This window comes from Rhodococcus sp. BE178, assembly GCF_050433545.1.
In the GTDB taxonomy this organism is placed as follows: Bacteria; Actinomycetota; Actinomycetes; order Mycobacteriales; family Mycobacteriaceae; genus Prescottella.
In genome coordinates this window covers 145,056-160,854 of sequence record NZ_JBNPXA010000010.1, presented here as the reverse complement: position 1 = coordinate 160,854, position 15,799 = coordinate 145,056, and the positions used below count along the sequence as shown (strand labels likewise).

The window sequence follows — 15,799 nt, the reverse complement described above, 5'->3', positions numbered from 1 at the left end:
CAAACCGAACACACGACAGTGGGCCAGCACTCCCGTCTCGCTGGCCCACTGTCGTTTCGGGTTAGTGCGGCGGGATGCCCCACAGCCAGAGCTGGTACACGATGTCGTAGTACCACTTCGGCACGAAGAAGTCGCCAAGCGGCGTGGGAGTGTTGTCGAGCATTGCTTCGCCTCCTTCGAATCCGGGGGGTGCGTCAGGGGCAGTGTCCGCCGATCCTCCCGACTCATTCCGACGCGAGCGCCAGGACCCTGGGCAGGCTCCCTTCAGCGGTTGCAGTAGCCACCTAGCCAGCACGGGGCGTGGTCTCGGTCGATCAATGGGTTACCGGTGGCCCGACCAGCGGCTCCCACACAAGCCAGGCCTGGTACAGCACGTCAAAGAGCCATCTCGGTATGAAAACGCCGTTGAGCGGTGCGAGGTCGTTGTCCATTGCTTCGTCTCCTTCAATCCAGGGGCAGTGTCCACCGAGGTCACACGGGATGCAGACGCGGAAGGTGTTGCGTTGTCCTCCCGTCGACTACAGGACGTAGACGGTTGCGATGCCCGGTGTGACGAACGAGCTGCCGGTGTGTACGACGACGACAACAACCTGCCCGGTCCCGGTCGGCAGGACCGCTTCCGGGTATCCGTCCGAGCCGCCCGACATCCGGGTGGAGCCGGAGGCTCCGCTCGACAGGTTCAGCCAGCACACTTCGGACAGTTGTAGGCACCCCGATCGGCCTTCTCGTCTGCGTTCCTCCGGACCGGCGATCGTCACCGCCCCGGGCTGTTCGCCGACCACGGCCACGCAGCGGACCGAGGGAAAATCGAAGCTTCCGTACGGGTCGATCTGGAACGGGACGGCGACAGTGGCGGAGGCGGCGGCCGGCGGCGCCAGAACCGCACCGGCCACGATCGCGGCGCAGGCGACCGATCGGCGAACGAAATCGATCATGGCGACCTCCAAGGGGGCCAGCAACCCCCGGATTTGCTGGCCCGCTGTCGTGCCCGTTTCAGTTGACCGGCACTCCAAACAGGGAGAGCACGTAGAAGAGCGGGGCCCATACTCCATAAAAAGCCCAAGCTGTTGCACTCATCTCGATCACCTCCTCAGGGGCAGTATCCGCCGAGAACGGGAAGTCCATGGGGGATCGGCCTCCCTGTGACGCGCTGAAGGCCGCGCAGACGACGGAGGGTGGCCGCTGGGTGCCCGCCGGCCCGTGACCGGACCGGCGAAGCGTGCCGTGGGGCGGCCCGCCGTGGTGCCCGTCCCGTGCCTGGTCTGACGGCGGTCTCGGCCGCTCGCAGCGTCGGGATGGTTTGCGGAGCCCGACCGTGTCGGGCTGGTTGGCAAAGCCAACGCCGGGCGGAGGCCGAAACCCTCCACCCCTCGATCACCGGAGACACCCATGCGCATCGTCGTCCAGTCCACCTTCCCCGGCCGCCGCCGCAACAGCCCGCGCGCCGACACTCTCTGCTCCGACCTCTCGGTCGCACCGGTGCCCACCGGCCTGTTCGTCGCCGACGAGGCCGGCATCACCGTCACCGTCGACGGAGGACACCCCATCCACGTGCACGCACTGGCCGCCATCGGCGCCGACGGTGACTTCGACGACCGGGTCCACCTCGTCGCCGCCGTGCCCGGACTGGGGACGATCCGCCGTTTCGGCGCCGTGGACCTCAGCGGCACCGTCGACGCAGCCATCACCCGCTGCGCCACCGACTTCGCCGTCGGCATCGCCGAAGCCGCGATGGACGCCGGCGTGACCGCCGAGCTCGTGGTCCTCGACCACAACGGCGGCACCCACCTCGCGACGACCTGCTGAGGAGCAGCCATGACGACCACCGACATGACCGGACGGCTCCTCGAGCTCGTCACCGCAGCCCGGAACGCGCTGACGCCGGCGACGGTCGAGCAGACCCCGACCGACGAACTCCGCGTACTCGACGGTGCGCTCGACGAGATCGAGCGACTCGCGAAGCTCCACCAGGGTGGTGAGGTCGCCTCGGCCGACGGGGCTGACCGCACGATCGAGCTGGCTCTCGCCGAGTACGTGCGCGGTATCTGGCCGGCCGCGGCCGCCGTCTACGCCGACCGCGACGGCGACCCGACCTGGGTCGTCGACGGCGACGATCTCGCCGTCGCGGTCGTGGTCGATCTCGGGGCGTCCTTCGCCACCCCGCTCCGGGAACTGGTCTCGCAGATGGGTCCGGAGCAGCTGGGGCGCTACCGCAACCCCTCCGCGTTCGCGTTCAGGATCACTCTCCCCGCTGTGGGCACCGTCACCGAGACGGCTGTCGGGGACATCGATGTGTCCGAATTCTTCGAGACGCCCGAGGACGAGGCTGCGGCGTTCGAGGAGCTCAGCGCGTTGTTCGAGGGGATGGAGCCGCCCGTGGCGTCCGAGGGATTCGCGGACCGGCCCGATGCGCCCAGGAGCACGACATGAGCGGTCGGCCGGAGCTGCGCGGCGAGGGTGTCGGTGACACCGAGCCCGAGCCGCGCGGTCTGCGCCGGCGGCAGTGGCCGTTGGTTGTCGGGTGCGTAGCAATGGTGATCACCCTGCTGCTGCAGGTCGGCACCGCGTTCGCGGTCCTGATGATGCTGCCGGATCGGGGCGACGGGTGGTGCGCCGCCGCGCGGGAGGCTGTCTCGCCGGCCGTCAGGAATGCAGGACTGCTCGCCGGCCTCCTGGCGGCCGCGGCAATCGTGGCGTTCATCGCCTGGTTATTGATCTGGGGATTGCGTGAGATCGTGAACGGCATCCGGCCACACGATGGCAGCAACTGTGACACCGTCGACGCCGACGAGTCGACGCCATGACCGATCGACGCTGCCTCCAGTGCGAGTGGCAGCCGGCCACCGACCGCGGACTGTGCGAGAGCTGCGGCGCGGTGCTCGACCGGCTTCTTCCAGGACGTGGCCACCGCCGCCGCAATCGCCGACCTCGGCCCACCCGGCGCTGTGAAACGCGGACGGAACGCGCGCTGGCCGTACGTTCCGATCCTCGAGCTCACCGGCGGCCGCACTCAGCAACTGCGCGGCCTCGCATACGCGACTCGCGGCGAGGCGGTCGCTCAGGCGGAGCGTGAGATCGAGACGGCCAGGGCGTCGCTGGCGAGAAGACTCCTCGTCTCCCGTCATCGGTCACTGCGGGAGCAGTTCGGATTGCCACGAGAGCTCCCCGAACCACCGGACGAACCCGACCCGCCGGAGGGGACATGACGACCGGCGCCCAGCACCGAGCTGAGCGCATCACCCCACCAGAACCCGCACTCTGCTTCGGACAAAGAAGGTGCGAACGGGCAACAATGTTCCGATCGATCGACCCGCATCACTCACCAGAAGACAAGGAGACACCTTGTGACAGATCTCGACCGCGCGCCCTATGCAGCACCGCTTCGGTCCACATGGACCTCGAACACCGGGGTTGCTCACAAGGCGTTCGAAGGCGACATCAATCGAGCGATCGCCGCACTCGGATCATCAGACAACGACGCCTTGCGTTGGGCGATCGTGCAGATGATCACGCCGACCCTCACCGAGGCGGATCTCGAGGACGGACGCATCCCGTACGTGACCGAATCCGGCGACGGAGTCGACTGGGTGGTCCTGTACCCCGACACCGGCACGGTGCTGGGAATCTGCGAGCACAAGCCGCTGGGCGCACCGGCGCATGGGGTGTGGGCCTCGCACAGCCTGCTCTTCGACGAGACAGCGGTGATCTGCGACGACGGCTACCTCGACGAGGTCGCCGCCAACCTCGCAGTTCTCGACAGCGAGGTGTTCACCAGGGATCAGTTGAACGGTCTGCGCTACTTCTCCTACAAGGCCGTCACCGGCGGAATGCGATCGTCGATTGACCAGGTGCTCAAGTATCGGGCCGACTACGGGGGTCGCTTCCCATGTCACATTCTCAGCGACCAGGGCTTGAGCGCTGACGAGATCTACCGCCATCGAGGCAAGGATGCGCCGTATCAGCCCTACCGCTACGTCGACGAGGCCTTCCCGGTTCACTCGACCGCGGACGCCCTCAACCGTCTCGCTGTCGCACTCGCGAGCGTCGAGCTCACACCGGCTGAGAAGTCGGACCTCACTCGGGTCGTCGACGCCATGTGGATGCGTGGTCCCGTCTCGATCGACCACGACCTCACCGACGCGGCGAAGGCCCTCGTGTCCGCGGTCGCCCGCGACGCCGGCTACAACAGCGAGGTCGAGTGGAGGAAACGCTGAACTCACCGCGACGCCGAGCTGGGCGCCGAGCTGCGCCGAGAAGTCGGTTGCGGTTGCGGTGACGGTGGGGGCGTCCCGTCTCTGCGAGATCAGCAGAGCCGCAGCAAACAGAAGGCACCCTGGCCGAATGGCCGGGGTGCCTTCTGTTCTTCACGCTATCGCGCGGACGCTGCGCCCTCGGGGATGAAGTCGCCCTCACCCACACTGAGGACCGCACCGGTCGTCGCGTCGAGGAGCGCCGACGCGACCTTCGACGAGCTCAGCAGGTCCCTCTCCTCGTCCGTGAGACCGTCCAGCAAACCCGAGTCCGGATCGTTGGCCTTGGCCTGCGCCTCCGCGAGGGCGGCAGCACTCGCGTCCGGTGCTCGCGGTGCCACCTCGCTCTGCGCAGCGTTGGCCGTAACGAACCCGACGCCCAGGACAGCGGCCGCGGCGGCCACCCCGAGGACCTTCTTCACTGACAACACAGACTCCCCCTCTGTAGCAATGGATCGGCAGATCCCATCGACCGTCCCCAGCTTGCGACCCGCTGCCGCCCCCACGCCGGCCGCGGCCACCGAACCCGCACTCTGCTTCATGCAGAGTGCGGGTTCTGTCTTTCCGTACTTCCACCATCGCGGCCCCGGTGCCACAGCGACGGAGTATCGCCGGACAACCGCCACTGAACGGCTGTACTGCGGCTGCTCAGCGGCGGATGCGTGGCGCGTACGTGGCGGCGGATACGCCGTTGAGCAGCCGCACACCATCCGCACACAGCTCGCACTAGACACACCGGGACGTACAACGAACAGACAGCCGCCGCAGATTCGCCACAGGGTGTCTCCACGGTGGCGGTTGTGTGGCGGTATCGCCACTTCGGCCACAGTGCGGCGGCTCTGCGGTGACACAGTGGCCGTAGAGCGGCAGTTCTACGGCAAGAGTGCGTCTGGTGTACGCACAGCGGCGGGTGACTATCCGCGCAACGTCCACTCAATGCCCCGGCTGTGGACGCCGTGCGGCGGTGCTGTCGCCTGAGAGTGTCCGCACAGCATCCGCACAGCGGCGTGTCTGTCGCACCGGCTGCACCCTGGGCGCAGTCGGGCCGCCGAGACGCCACCGGGACGCCGCTGGAACACCACTGCGGCGCCGCAGAAGCGCCACAACCCCGTGACCTGGGCTTTTGCAGACGCTCGTGGCGGCCGGCAACCCCGGCCGCACCGCTCCCGCGATTCTCTACGGCCCCTCATAAATGGCGTCGGCACCCGGCGAACAATTCCGGCAGCGGTGATCTCCATGCACAATCCGCATTTACGCGAATGAGACGAATTCCGGGCATTCAAAAAGCCCGTACTGCGCCCATTCCGGGAGCCATGCGCCCACCGGGAACCGGGGCCGGCTACAAGCGCTGCGCGCTGAATTCTTTTTCCGTCCCCGAGATACTCCCGCACCGATACGAAGCGGCTTCTGCGGCGCACGTGGGACCAGGTGAACCATGCACGGATGGGTGACCTGGCGACCCCGGACGCTACGCGCCGGAGCCGGTCGCAGAAGGACACTGCGACCTACCCACGTGCGCCGCAGAAGCCGCCCTGTTCCTGCCGTCCCGGCGCAAGATCCTGCAGCCGACCGTGGCTACCGCCACCGAGGCCGGCCGCCACGGACCCCGGCGCCGGGGTGGCGGCCGCCCCTGCCGTGGCCGGTCTGCGGGCAGACCCCGCAGCCGCTCCCGAGGCCGCTCACGCGACCGCCGCCCTGTGTCCCCACCGGGCGGCCACGCCGCTGCCTCCTGGCGCTGCCGGTGGCCGCCGAGGGCTGCTGCAGCCGCGGCTGAGGCCGCGGCGGTGACACCGTGTGGCAGCCACCTACGGCGGCCGCGCAGTCGTGACGTCACCCCCTTCCGGCAGGCCCCCTCGCGCGGCCCGTCCGAGGCCCTTCTGGACCGCTCCCGGGGACCGGTGACCAACCGGCTGTGGCACCTGCTGCGGACCCCTGTTCCAGACGGCGACGGCCGGTGACGAGAGCCCGTAGCGAGACGGTGTCCTGGCCCCACGTCCGCACGCTTGCGGCACCGCGCTGCCGCGGGCTTGTGTCGTCACGCCGACCGTCCTCGTGGCAACCGATCAGTGGCGGTGACGCCGAGGACCAGAAGACCCTGAAACCGGCTCGCGCTGTCGCGCGGGCTGTGACACCGCTCCTGCGGCGCGGGATGGTGACGCGCCTGGCGGCGCTGTAGCCGACGCCTGCCGTCGCCGGCCGCTGCGGCTGCGCGTCCCCGTGGGGCCCTCACCGATGCCTGCTTCTCTTCGATACGCGCTGACGCGCGGGCATCGGACCCACGAGACCGCTCCGCCTACGCGGATGGTGTCCGGCGGCTGACGCCACCTCCTGAGGCCACCACGGGACCAAGAGATGACCCGCGGCTGACGCCACGGGCGACGGCTGCGCCTTGCTTGGCACGGCCCGCTGGCGCGGTCCGCGTGACCCTGACGCCACCTGGCGGTGCGGTGGCCCCTCTCGCTGCGCTCGGCGGCCCCCGATCGGCCTCAAATCCCGCCTCCGGCGTATTTGCGACCGCTGCGTCAGTGATGTGCAACACACTACGCAAACCGCACCCGATTCTTACTGGGGAAACAGGAAAACGATGCCGTATTTGCGCCCCCCTGTTCTCGGGGTCTCTCGCCTATCTGCGAGGGGGCGCAAATACGGAGATCCAGGCCTGTTTCCCCATGTCGCCAACTACGCAAACTCCCCTCGCTGACGCTCGGAGCCGTTCGCTATGGCTCGAATCAAAAAGGGCATAAGGAGTCGTGACGCACTTCGGGTTTCGTTCGCTTCGCTCACTACACCCTTCGTTTGCCCGGCAGAGCCGGGACGACCTCCTCGGCTGGCGCCTCGTCGCCCTCGCTGCGCGAGGGTCCTTATCGCCGTCAGGGCTCTCTCGGGCGGCCGCGGGCGGCCTTCTCGTTCACTCCTGACGGCGCCCCCTGCGGGGTGCCCGCTCCGCCGCGGCCTGTCTCCGGTGCGGTGCTCGGCGCTGGCGCGCCTGCGACCCGTCCGGGGTGGTTGCTCGCTCGCTCCCAACCACTGCTGCCGCTGCGTCGTGCCGGCCTGGTTCGCGCCCCTGGCGCGCGGGTGGGCCGGCTGCCGGAGTGGTCGCCCTGCTGCGCTCCGCTGGCACGGCGGTCGTGTCACCCCCCGGTGACCGGGTCTCGTGGCTGGGGCAGCTCGCTCGCTCGCTACCCGGTTCGACGCGACCCGGTCGCGAAGGATGTTCCGACACTGCTGCCGCAGTGCTCGGTGGCCCGGCGGCGGCGCCGTCGGTGACGGCTCCGGGGATCTGGATGCCGCCGGGGACGGCTCGCTCGCTGTGCTCGGGCGGGGTCCATGTGCCCGTGGCCGGGGCACGGTGGCGGGCTTCGGTGATGGTGCCTGCGGGTCGATCTGGCACCTCTGTCGCGAGGTGATCCGGCACGAGTGAATTGGTGACGTCACGGCCCCTGTCGGGTGGCCTGGTTCGGCCACCCCGGTGGCGCTCGCCGGCCGGGTTTCGGCGGGGTGGTGAGGGGGCTGTGCGCCCCTGGAATCCGGGTCGGTGTGGGAGCGGTGGACACTCGCGGGGTGAGCACCCGGAGGGTGCTGCGGGGGCGAGCACGCCACCGCTACGAGTCCGGGCGTGATCACACTTCTCGCGGGCTGACCCGTGTCGAATCAGCGGTGTTGTGCTCGGCATTGTCCGAGTGGCTGTGACGGTGAGGCGGGGCTGTCGTGAGGGCTGCCGGTAGTACGTCTGTGCCAGGTATCCGGGCCTGGATCCGCGGGCGATACGGCGGTGCTTTCTCCGTGGCCGTACGACTCCACGCGGTGTCGGCGGGGTGTCGTGGAGGGAAACTCGATCTCGTTACTTCGGAAGAAGTTTCGGGGACTCTGTGAATATTATTCGCGTCGCAGTATTTTCGGTTCTCTGTCGCCGTCGCTTCGATTCTCGCCGCCACTCTCATGCTCTGACACCGGGATGCCGCCAGGCGTGGCGCGTTCTCTGTTTTCGGTGCGGCGGCGAATCGCCCACTGGCTATTCGTAACCGAGGTTCCTGGATTGTTCCTCGGAAACTCCCACCCCATGGATCGGGCGCGGGAACACGGTCAGGGCAAGGTGCGGCTCGGATCGGCGAAAACCCTTACCTGGAAAGAAATTCCGCGCTTTCCTCTGTTGCGTATCGGTGTTGGGTGCTACACCAGAAGGAGGGCCACGAGATCTGAATGAGGATCGAGGGAATCCGTCATGGCCGACATGACATGTTCACGCGCAGTGCTGCTGCACCTCGATGCAGCGGCGCTCACTGACGACCAAAAACTGCTGCTCGAGCGTTCCGCCGGTACCTCTCGCGCGGTGTACAACTGGGGTCTGGCCGCCATCAACGCATGGAATGGGCGGCGGTATGCATGGTTGCGTGAGCGTGCCCACGCGGTCACCCGCACAGAGGGCGAGGCGCAGACCCTGCTCGGCGATGCGGACTGGCGCAGGGGGGCGCTGCTTCAGGCGCCCGAGGAGCTGCGTCGGCGTCCCAACAGAACCTCGCTCGGTCGTCGGCTCACCGAGCTGAGCAGTGATCAGGGCAGCCGGTTCCACTGGTGGCATGCAGAGAACCATGGAGTCTCGCGGTTCGTCGTGAGCACGGCACTCGGCGATCTCGATGCTGCGATTGCGCGCTACTGGGATCATCTGGGGGCGTCGACCCGCCCATCACGCGAGCCACGAAAGGACGGCCGCCCCGTCGGATGGCCACGGTTCAAGAAGAAGCATCGTTCGAAAGATTCGTTCGCGATCTTCAACCTCAGCGTCACCAGTCGCGGCGACGATCCGTGGAAGATGATCGACCAGGGGCACCGGATTCGTATCCCCAACCTTGGTTCGCTGCGGGTACACGAGAACACCCGTCGGCTGCGTCGCTGGATCCAGCGTGGTGCTATCCCCAAATCTGCTCGATTCGTCCGGCGCGGCACCAGATGGACGGTCAGTATCGTCCTCGAGATTCCCGCCGAGGTGATTCCGGCGCCGGTAACCACCCGGCGGCAGCGGGCCGCCGGAGCGGCCGGTGTCGATGTGGGAGTGCATTCGCTGGTCGCGCTGTCGACCGACGAACTGATCGGCGGCTACCCATCTGCCGCCTTCTGGCGGCGTCTGCGCCGACTCCAACGGCACGCCGCCCGGAAGCGCGGCCCCACCCACGAGCAGGGCCCCTCGGCAGGATGGGCGGAGACCACCCGCAGGATCGCGCGGTTGCAGCACGTCGACGCGGTCCGACGTCGAGGTCGTTTGCATGAGGTGACGAAACGGATCGCGACCAGATTCGAGACGGTCGGAATCGAAGATCTGGCGGTGGCCGGGATGACAGCCGCCCCGCACCCCAAACCCGACCCCGACCACCCGGGCAGCTTCCTGCCGAATGGTCGGCGAGCCAAGGCCGGCCTGAACCGGTCGATCCGCCGCGCCGCTTTCGGGGAGATCCGTCGACAACTTCACTACAAAACGTCGTGGTACGGCGCATGCCTGGTCATTGTCGACAGGTTCGCGCCGACTTCGAAGACATGCTCAGGCTGCGGCGCAGTAAAAGCCACGCTGTGTCTGTCCGAGCGTGTGTATCGCTGCGAGCGGTGCGGCCTGGTCCTCGACCGTGACCTCAACGCTGCCCGCAACATCTGTTCACTCGCCCTCACCCGGTCGGCCGTGGATACGGACGACGTTAAAAGCTGCGACACCCCAACACCGAGCCGGTCACGGCCGACCCGGCGTTGGGGTCCGGCAGACCTGCCGAAAGGTAGGCCACAGAGGCCAGCAATGGACCTCCCGTCCCCACCCCCGTGATACCGGGAACTGCTCGGGAATCGGTGCAGTCAGTCGAGTGCATCGCACCCGCGTGTACGGGGACGGTCCCATGACGTTCTCGAATATCATGCAGGCCTCGGCATCTCGCCCGCGTGTACGGGGACAGTCCTATAGACAAGCTCTGCTCGGAGAGCGGAGCGACAGCGGACCCCAGACCGGCGTCGTCCTAGATCAGGTTCGAGGTAGCCTCGCATGTATGGCCACGTCACGGCAGTCGGACCTGGACGCCGCCAAGAGGTTTATCCGCGACTCGCTCGTCGTGGTCGACTTGACGGAGGTCGCCCGGATGCTGGCACCGACCGCTGCCTCGACCCGCAGTGTCGCCCAGAAGCACCGCGCGGCAGGCGAACTGATCGGCCTGCCCGTCGGCGCCCGCCCGGACTACCTGTACCCGGTCTTCCAGTTCGACACCTGCCGGCACAAGATCTATGACGTCGTCCGTCACGCGAACCGACGCCTCTTCGTCGACAAGGACCCGTATGGCGCCGCGAGCTGGTGGCTGACCGCGACCGATATGCTCGACGGGAACAGTCCGCTCGAGGACCTCGAAGCGGGACAGCTCACCGAGATCGCCGTCGACAACGTGATCGACGCTGCCCGGCGAGGTATGTGAGCCGGTGAGGACGTACCGTGTTGGACAGCCCTTCATAGGGAAACTGTCCTGCGGAAGCTGACCGGGGTGTAGATCGTCGACGGCAACGACATGTGGACCGCGCCGGGCGGCGAGCGGGGCTGTGCGCCGACGGAATTCGGTCGATATGGGAGCGGGCGACCTCGTCAGTCTTGTTCGTTGCCGGGACGTCTGTCGGCCCACTGTTCTCCGGTCGGCCCGAGAGACCGGGCGACGTCGTTGAGGTCTATCACCGACTGCTCGATGTCCGCGTGGTGAAGCCGATGATCGAGTTCGGCGTAGAACGAGTCCTCGGAATCGAGAGCGCGACGGTCGTATTCACGAAGCCGAAGGAGGTCATCGATGGGGATCAAGGCGGCCAACGGCTGATCGTTCGCGCCGATGACCATCGGTTCTGGCAGACCTTCAGCGAAGCGGGCGATCATCCCCAGAACCAAACCGGGAGCCTGCTCCAGGGGAATGAGGTTGAAGGATCTGTCGGCGTTCTCGACGGCCGGGTCGTGATTGTTGGTGTCGGGCATGGTGTTCTCTTTCGGTGTTGTGTCACAGCCGAGCGTTGAAGTCGTGAATTGGTCGGAGGTCAGTGACACTCGGAACCGCCGGATCGATAAGGTTTCCGACTCGACCAAATCCGACCACAGGGGTGGCCTTAGTATTCTGCAGGCCCCTGCGAGCGGTAGACCAGGGCCAGTGCAAAAGGCAATAGGGGGAGCTGAGGGCGGTGGCCTCGGTTCGTGACCGAGGCCACCGTCGGTGTAGATGTTGAGCAGGTGCCAGAACTAGTCGGCGGGAATCGTTCGTTGACAGGCTCAGTGGGAGCGCTCACGCACCTGCTCGACGGCCGCCGCGATCGGCATCGATACCACCGGGCCATGGCCCGGCAGGATGGTGTCGGCCTCGCCGACGGCGAGGTCATCAAGGGCTTCGATTGTGTCCCCGTGACCGTGGTCGAAGACCGGCGGGAGCAGCTGCGGACCGTGGATCTTCGACAGCGGATGCTCGGTGACCAGGGCATCGCCGGTGACGATGACGCCGTGCAGCGGCAGATGGAACGCGGTGTGCCTGGAGGTGTGGCGGTGAGTGGTCACCGGCACGGGGCAGCCCGGTAGATCCAGACGATGACCGGGTGCGATGGCTTGCGCGTTCACCGGCACCGATTTGGTGGCCCTGCGCGGGCGATGTGCAGCAGCCGTGGCAACACTGCGTGCTGGTGCAGCTTTGGGATGAAGTCCTTGCCCGTGGCCTGTTCGAGGTATTCGCGACCGACTATCAGGCCATCATCGACAATGTGTCGACGTCCGGGGCACAGCTACTTCCCGGACGCCTTGGAGTTGATCGTCAACGACCAGAACTGAGTCACCAGGGCCGTGCGCATCGGCGTACGGCCCTGGCCATGCAATGACCGGACCGATCGCACTCCTGTCGCCCGGCCCACGTCTGGGCGGCAGGATCTCGGCTGTGCCAAATGGAGGAAGAGCATGACCACCAACGATGACGACGACGCACGCGGCGTAGCCGCGTGGTCCCGCCTCAAGCACATCGGAGCGCACGAAGGCAGCATCGGCTGCCGACCGGAGCCGTCCGAGCTCTGCCTCGACGAGGTCGAGCGCGTCTGCGAGCGTGCATGGAAGTACAGCCGGGCAGATTTCGAACCCGGCCCCTCCGTTGAGCTCAAGCGCAGCCAGTGGCGCGAAACCTGCGCCCTCGCCGGTTCGATAGCGGAATCGCTCATGCTCAGCGCCGCCGCGTATCTTGAGGCCGTCTGGCACCAGCGCGCCATCCAGTCGAAGACGGAACCTGCGGGCATGGCCCTCGCCCAGCGCTATCTCGCTGAGAGCGCCATCGATACCGCAATTGAGGTCGGGCACCGGCTGACCAACTTCGTCGTCCGGGTGGGCCGAACCGCTCCCGACGCTCAAGCCAGCCTCGTTACGCTCACCCGGGTTGGGACGCTCGGCCCCACATACGTCCCGTTCGCCACCGACGACAGCGACGCGTGGCTCTCGCTCAACAAGGACACGGTCAAAGGCCTGAGGAAGGCTCTCACTCCTTCGCTTCACGCCGCCTCGCTCGAAGCGCTCCGCGAACTGGCGCTTTCACCGGAATGGGTTGCGGCGTTCGAGATCCGGGCCGAGAACTTCCACCGATGGCGCAAAGAACATGAGTACGTGACCGGAGTCGACGCCGACTCAGGTAACGGCCGAGACCTCTACGACGCGGCAGGTAACCATACCGGTCGCGCAGTGGGAGGCCACGGCCGCCGCCACAAGATCAGCGACGGCCTCACCGAGAAGACGACGATTGTCGCCGGCGAAGCCATCCTCCGGATCGCACAAGCCTTCGACGTCATCCTCACCAACACAGTCGGAACCGTGCTCCCGAAGCAGCACAACGGATTCACTGTCGACATCGACAACCCGAAAGGTTTCCGGATCCACCGCGTGCAGCCTTCAACGCCGTAAGTGTTACGGAACGTCGGTGTACTCCGCGTAGATTCTGCCTTCGAAGACCCCGAACTCGATCGAGCTCGGGAACAATCTCCGGTTGTCGATCTGGACGAGGCTTTGGTGCATGGCGATGGACTCGACAGCCCAGCTCCGAAGTCCCTCCGGGAGTCGGAAGTATCTGCCGTCGGTACACCGTACGTACGGATGACCGGAACCGTCGATGAATCCACTTCCGCTCACACCGACGGCGGCGACATCGAGCACGAGGCCGACCTCCTCGGCCGACGAAATCGTGGGTGGGTGGAGCATCTCCGCAGAGGCGATGGCCTTGCGCAGTTCATCGGCCTGTTCCGGAGTCAGTGAGTGTCGAGGCGTCGTCACGACTGGAAACGATAGTCCCAGCGTGGTCCGGTGCCACCCGGTCGGCGGACTTTGGAAGAGCCCTGCGAATCAATCCTTGTCCCGGGCATCTCGCGGCTGCTGGGGACACAACCGTTTCGAACGTCGAGGATCGAACTACGATGCCCGGCATGGCCCGTAGATCGAAGCAGCCGAAGCGGCGGCATGCCGGCACACTGTCGAAGCGTGACCTCAAAGAACTCGAAGAGCTGCAACAGAATCCGCAGCGACTCGAGAAGATAGTTTGGGGCCTGCAAGCTCGCAAGGCGCACGGCGTAGCGGACCAATCCGAATTGGACAGGTTGGCAAGATTGGAAGCACTGCGCGAGCCCAGGCTGGAAGCCATCAGGAGGCGCAATGAAGCAACCAGCAACAGCCTGACCGACGCCGCGCACGCGACATCGAATCCGTCGGACATCCGCTTCGTCAGCGGGGGCGCACCAGGTCTCGGTCGGCGTCGCTGATCGGCCCGCCGCTGCGATGGTCCAGCGCGCCCGAGATCGTCGAGAGCAGACGGAGATCGCGTCGCGTGAATGACACACTGGCGATCATGCTGGGTTGGGATATCGCCGTCATCAGACCACATGAACCGCTCCTCGGGCCGGACGACCCGCGCCTGGGCCCGAGGATTCTGGGAGGCGACACCCTAGCCAGCTGGTCCGCAGGTCTTGGTGGACTCAGTTGGCTCGACGAGCAGGCGTCATGCCGGCAGCTGCGGGGTGGCGGCTACCCGAGCGTCTACGCGGTGCCCGCCGCCGTCGTACTCAACGGAGTGGATCTGGACTTCGTCCACGCTCGCTACCCGGAAACCGTTCCATCGCTGGACCTGTCGGCTGTCATCGCGGTTCCGTCGAGCGAGTGGCTTCTGGTCGAAGCGTGGGACCAGTCGTAAGCATCAGGTCCTGTCATGGACCGCAGGGGGGCGCGGCGAGCGCTACGGCATCAGGCGGAGGGAATCACGCGGAACACCCCGCAACCATTTCCGTACTCGCTCGTCTGGAACTTCGCCACCGCCGTCCCGGTTTGGTCGAGCACGCGGAACTCGTCGAAGTCCACCACCGGCTGCGGCCCGGGGCAGCGGTGACCCAGGTCAGTCGAATCGGGTAGCGACAGGAGGATCTTCTGGACTTCAGCGCCGCCGGGGATGATGACCGGCGGTGGAACGAGGTCCCCGGTCATAGCCTTGCGAGGGGCATCGGGTGCCAACTGATCGCCATCCCCGTTCGGGTTATGCACGTAGTGGCAGCGAAGAAGGCTCACCGGGGTGGATGAGTTCTGCTTGAAGGTGAGCAGCCATTCCCGCCCGAACAGGCTCGCGTCGTCGCCGTACACCTGCGTGGCGGCACAGTCCCCTGAATCCGCTTGCGGCCCGCCGACTATCGATTCCGCCTCACTCGCAGCAGGTTCCGCGGTCGAGCTGCCCGAAGAGCAGCCGACCAGAAGAAGTGGGCCAACTGCCGCCGCAATTGCCAGCCCCGTCCGCGCGGTGTTGTTCATGTGTAGAGACGGTAGGGGACACGCTGTCGTATCCGTCGCTTTTCTACCGAACGGGATCACGGCTACCCCAACCGGCCAGTCGCACCGGCTCCGGGACGGATGCCACGACGGACCGCCCAGCGGTCCGGTAGTAGACCCGCTCACAGACCCCTTCGGTAATGCCCTCGGGACCCCGACGCTTAGGCTGAGACCGCGATCAAGCCGGGGGGCGAATGCGATTGGTTGCCTCCCGCGTCCACAGCAGGGCATAGGAGGGGACCATCATGGACACATCAGCAAGTCAGGCACTCACTGGGGACATAGCGGCAGTCAAGCCCAAGGGCTACTGGGTCAGTGTCTACCGCACCATTTCAGATCCGGAAAAGCTGGCTGCTTACGACAAGCTGGCTCGTCCGGCCGTCCAGCTCGGAGGCGGACGGATCCTCTCGCGTGGCGTTCAGGTCGTCGCCCACGATGCCGGCATCGCCGAGCGCACCATCCTGATCGAGTTCGACAGTTTCGAACAGGCCGTCGCGGCGCGCGAGAGTGAGGCCTACCAGGAGGCGCTGGCTGTCCTCGCCGACGGCGTCGAGCGTGACTTCCGCATTATCGAAGGTCTTGCCTGATCGGAGACCTGTCGGATCCGGCGAGCCGCCCGCACGGGGCCTGGCCGCGGTCCCGTTCTCCGGTTGGAGTCGCCGCGAGAAGCGAGGACCGGATCCTCGGTCGTCGCCTAGTACGAAGGGGGGATTGATGGGAAAGGAAATCA

The 15,799-nt window shown here is 66.7% G+C and carries 17 protein-coding genes; 11 read left to right on the top strand and 6 right to left on the bottom strand.

All coding sequences use genetic code 11. The features are described from left to right. Nucleotides 1-518: 518 nt before the first annotated feature. Nucleotides 519-935, bottom strand: a complete 417-nt coding sequence (locus J2X34_RS18390; protein ID WP_181818914.1) for a hypothetical protein — start codon at nucleotides 933-935, stop codon at nucleotides 519-521. 454 nt (nucleotides 936-1,389) lie between these two features. On the opposite strand from J2X34_RS18390, the gene J2X34_RS18385 reads away from it, so the two are divergent. The 5 genes from J2X34_RS18385 (at nucleotide 1,390) to J2X34_RS18365 (ending at nucleotide 4,214) form a co-directional block, all read left to right on the top strand. Continuing rightward, nucleotides 1,390-1,806 (top strand): hypothetical protein, encoded by a 417-nt coding sequence (locus J2X34_RS18385; protein ID WP_429518965.1) that lies wholly within the window; start codon nucleotides 1,390-1,392, stop codon nucleotides 1,804-1,806. 9 nt (nucleotides 1,807-1,815) lie between these two features. Continuing rightward, the gene (locus J2X34_RS18380; RefSeq protein WP_429518961.1) at nucleotides 1,816-2,430 is read left to right on the top strand and encodes a hypothetical protein; all 615 of its coding nucleotides are present in this window, start codon (nucleotides 1,816-1,818) and stop codon (nucleotides 2,428-2,430) included. Beyond that, complete coding sequence (locus J2X34_RS18375) at nucleotides 2,427-2,804, top strand: hypothetical protein (protein ID WP_429518957.1); 378 nt, start codon at nucleotides 2,427-2,429, stop codon at nucleotides 2,802-2,804. The genes J2X34_RS18380 and J2X34_RS18375 overlap by 4 nt, the downstream gene beginning before the upstream one ends. A gap of 96 nt (nucleotides 2,805-2,900) precedes the next feature. Beyond that, nucleotides 2,901-3,206, top strand: a complete 306-nt coding sequence (locus J2X34_RS18370; RefSeq protein WP_429518955.1) for a hypothetical protein — start codon at nucleotides 2,901-2,903, stop codon at nucleotides 3,204-3,206. A gap of 138 nt (nucleotides 3,207-3,344) precedes the next feature. Beyond that, the gene (locus tag J2X34_RS18365) at nucleotides 3,345-4,214 is read left to right on the top strand and encodes a hypothetical protein (protein WP_429518953.1); all 870 of its coding nucleotides are present in this window, start codon (nucleotides 3,345-3,347) and stop codon (nucleotides 4,212-4,214) included. Nucleotides 4,215-4,369: 155 nt separating this feature from the next. On the opposite strand, the gene J2X34_RS18360 is transcribed toward J2X34_RS18365, so the two are convergent. Beyond that, the gene (locus tag J2X34_RS18360) at nucleotides 4,370-4,678 is read right to left on the bottom strand and encodes a hypothetical protein (RefSeq protein WP_147283579.1); all 309 of its coding nucleotides are present in this window, start codon (nucleotides 4,676-4,678) and stop codon (nucleotides 4,370-4,372) included. A gap of 3,794 nt (nucleotides 4,679-8,472) precedes the next feature. On the opposite strand from J2X34_RS18360, the gene J2X34_RS18355 reads away from it, so the two are divergent. Both J2X34_RS18355 and J2X34_RS18350 read left to right on the top strand, forming a co-directional pair. Further along, complete coding sequence (locus tag J2X34_RS18355) at nucleotides 8,473-10,056, top strand: RNA-guided endonuclease InsQ/TnpB family protein (protein ID WP_429518951.1); 1,584 nt, start codon at nucleotides 8,473-8,475, stop codon at nucleotides 10,054-10,056. A 217-nt stretch (nucleotides 10,057-10,273) separates the two neighbouring features. Then, entirely contained in the window at nucleotides 10,274-10,690 is a 417-nt protein-coding gene (locus tag J2X34_RS18350) for a hypothetical protein (protein ID WP_429518948.1), read from the top strand. 164 nt (nucleotides 10,691-10,854) lie between these two features. On the opposite strand, the gene J2X34_RS18345 is transcribed toward J2X34_RS18350, so the two are convergent. Beyond that, nucleotides 10,855-11,229 carry a hypothetical protein gene (locus J2X34_RS18345; RefSeq protein ID WP_429518945.1) on the bottom strand — a complete coding sequence of 125 codons (375 nt, stop codon included), beginning with the start codon at nucleotides 11,227-11,229 and terminating at the stop codon, nucleotides 10,855-10,857. A gap of 288 nt (nucleotides 11,230-11,517) precedes the next feature. Further along, nucleotides 11,518-11,862 (bottom strand): MBL fold metallo-hydrolase, encoded by a 345-nt coding sequence (locus tag J2X34_RS18340; RefSeq protein ID WP_429518942.1) that lies wholly within the window; start codon nucleotides 11,860-11,862, stop codon nucleotides 11,518-11,520. Between the two features lie 324 nt (nucleotides 11,863-12,186). Here J2X34_RS18340 and J2X34_RS18335 point away from each other — a divergent pair, with 324 nt between their 5' ends. Then, the gene (locus J2X34_RS18335; protein ID WP_429518939.1) at nucleotides 12,187-13,170 is read left to right on the top strand and encodes a hypothetical protein; all 984 of its coding nucleotides are present in this window, start codon (nucleotides 12,187-12,189) and stop codon (nucleotides 13,168-13,170) included. Between the two features lie 3 nt (nucleotides 13,171-13,173). Here the strand turns inward: J2X34_RS18335 and J2X34_RS18330 are convergent, their stop codons facing one another. Next, nucleotides 13,174-13,536, bottom strand: coding sequence for a hypothetical protein (locus J2X34_RS18330; RefSeq protein ID WP_429518935.1), 363 nt, complete (start codon nucleotides 13,534-13,536; stop codon nucleotides 13,174-13,176). 149 nt (nucleotides 13,537-13,685) lie between these two features. On the opposite strand from J2X34_RS18330, the gene J2X34_RS18325 reads away from it, so the two are divergent. Continuing rightward, the gene (locus J2X34_RS18325) at nucleotides 13,686-14,018 is read left to right on the top strand and encodes a hypothetical protein (RefSeq protein ID WP_429518931.1); all 333 of its coding nucleotides are present in this window, start codon (nucleotides 13,686-13,688) and stop codon (nucleotides 14,016-14,018) included. Between the two features lie 65 nt (nucleotides 14,019-14,083). Next, on the top strand, nucleotides 14,084-14,446 hold the full coding sequence (locus J2X34_RS18320) for a hypothetical protein (RefSeq protein WP_429518928.1): 363 nt from the start codon (nucleotides 14,084-14,086) through the stop codon (nucleotides 14,444-14,446). A 50-nt stretch (nucleotides 14,447-14,496) separates the two neighbouring features. Here J2X34_RS18320 and J2X34_RS18315 read toward each other — a convergent pair whose 3' ends face one another. After that, nucleotides 14,497-15,051 carry a hypothetical protein gene (locus J2X34_RS18315; RefSeq protein ID WP_429518924.1) on the bottom strand — a complete coding sequence of 185 codons (555 nt, stop codon included), beginning with the start codon at nucleotides 15,049-15,051 and terminating at the stop codon, nucleotides 14,497-14,499. Between the two features lie 263 nt (nucleotides 15,052-15,314). Between J2X34_RS18315 and J2X34_RS18310 the strand changes: the two genes are divergently transcribed. Further along, nucleotides 15,315-15,656, top strand: a complete 342-nt coding sequence (locus J2X34_RS18310; protein ID WP_429518920.1) for a DUF1330 domain-containing protein — start codon at nucleotides 15,315-15,317, stop codon at nucleotides 15,654-15,656. Nucleotides 15,657-15,799 lie beyond the last annotated feature (143 nt).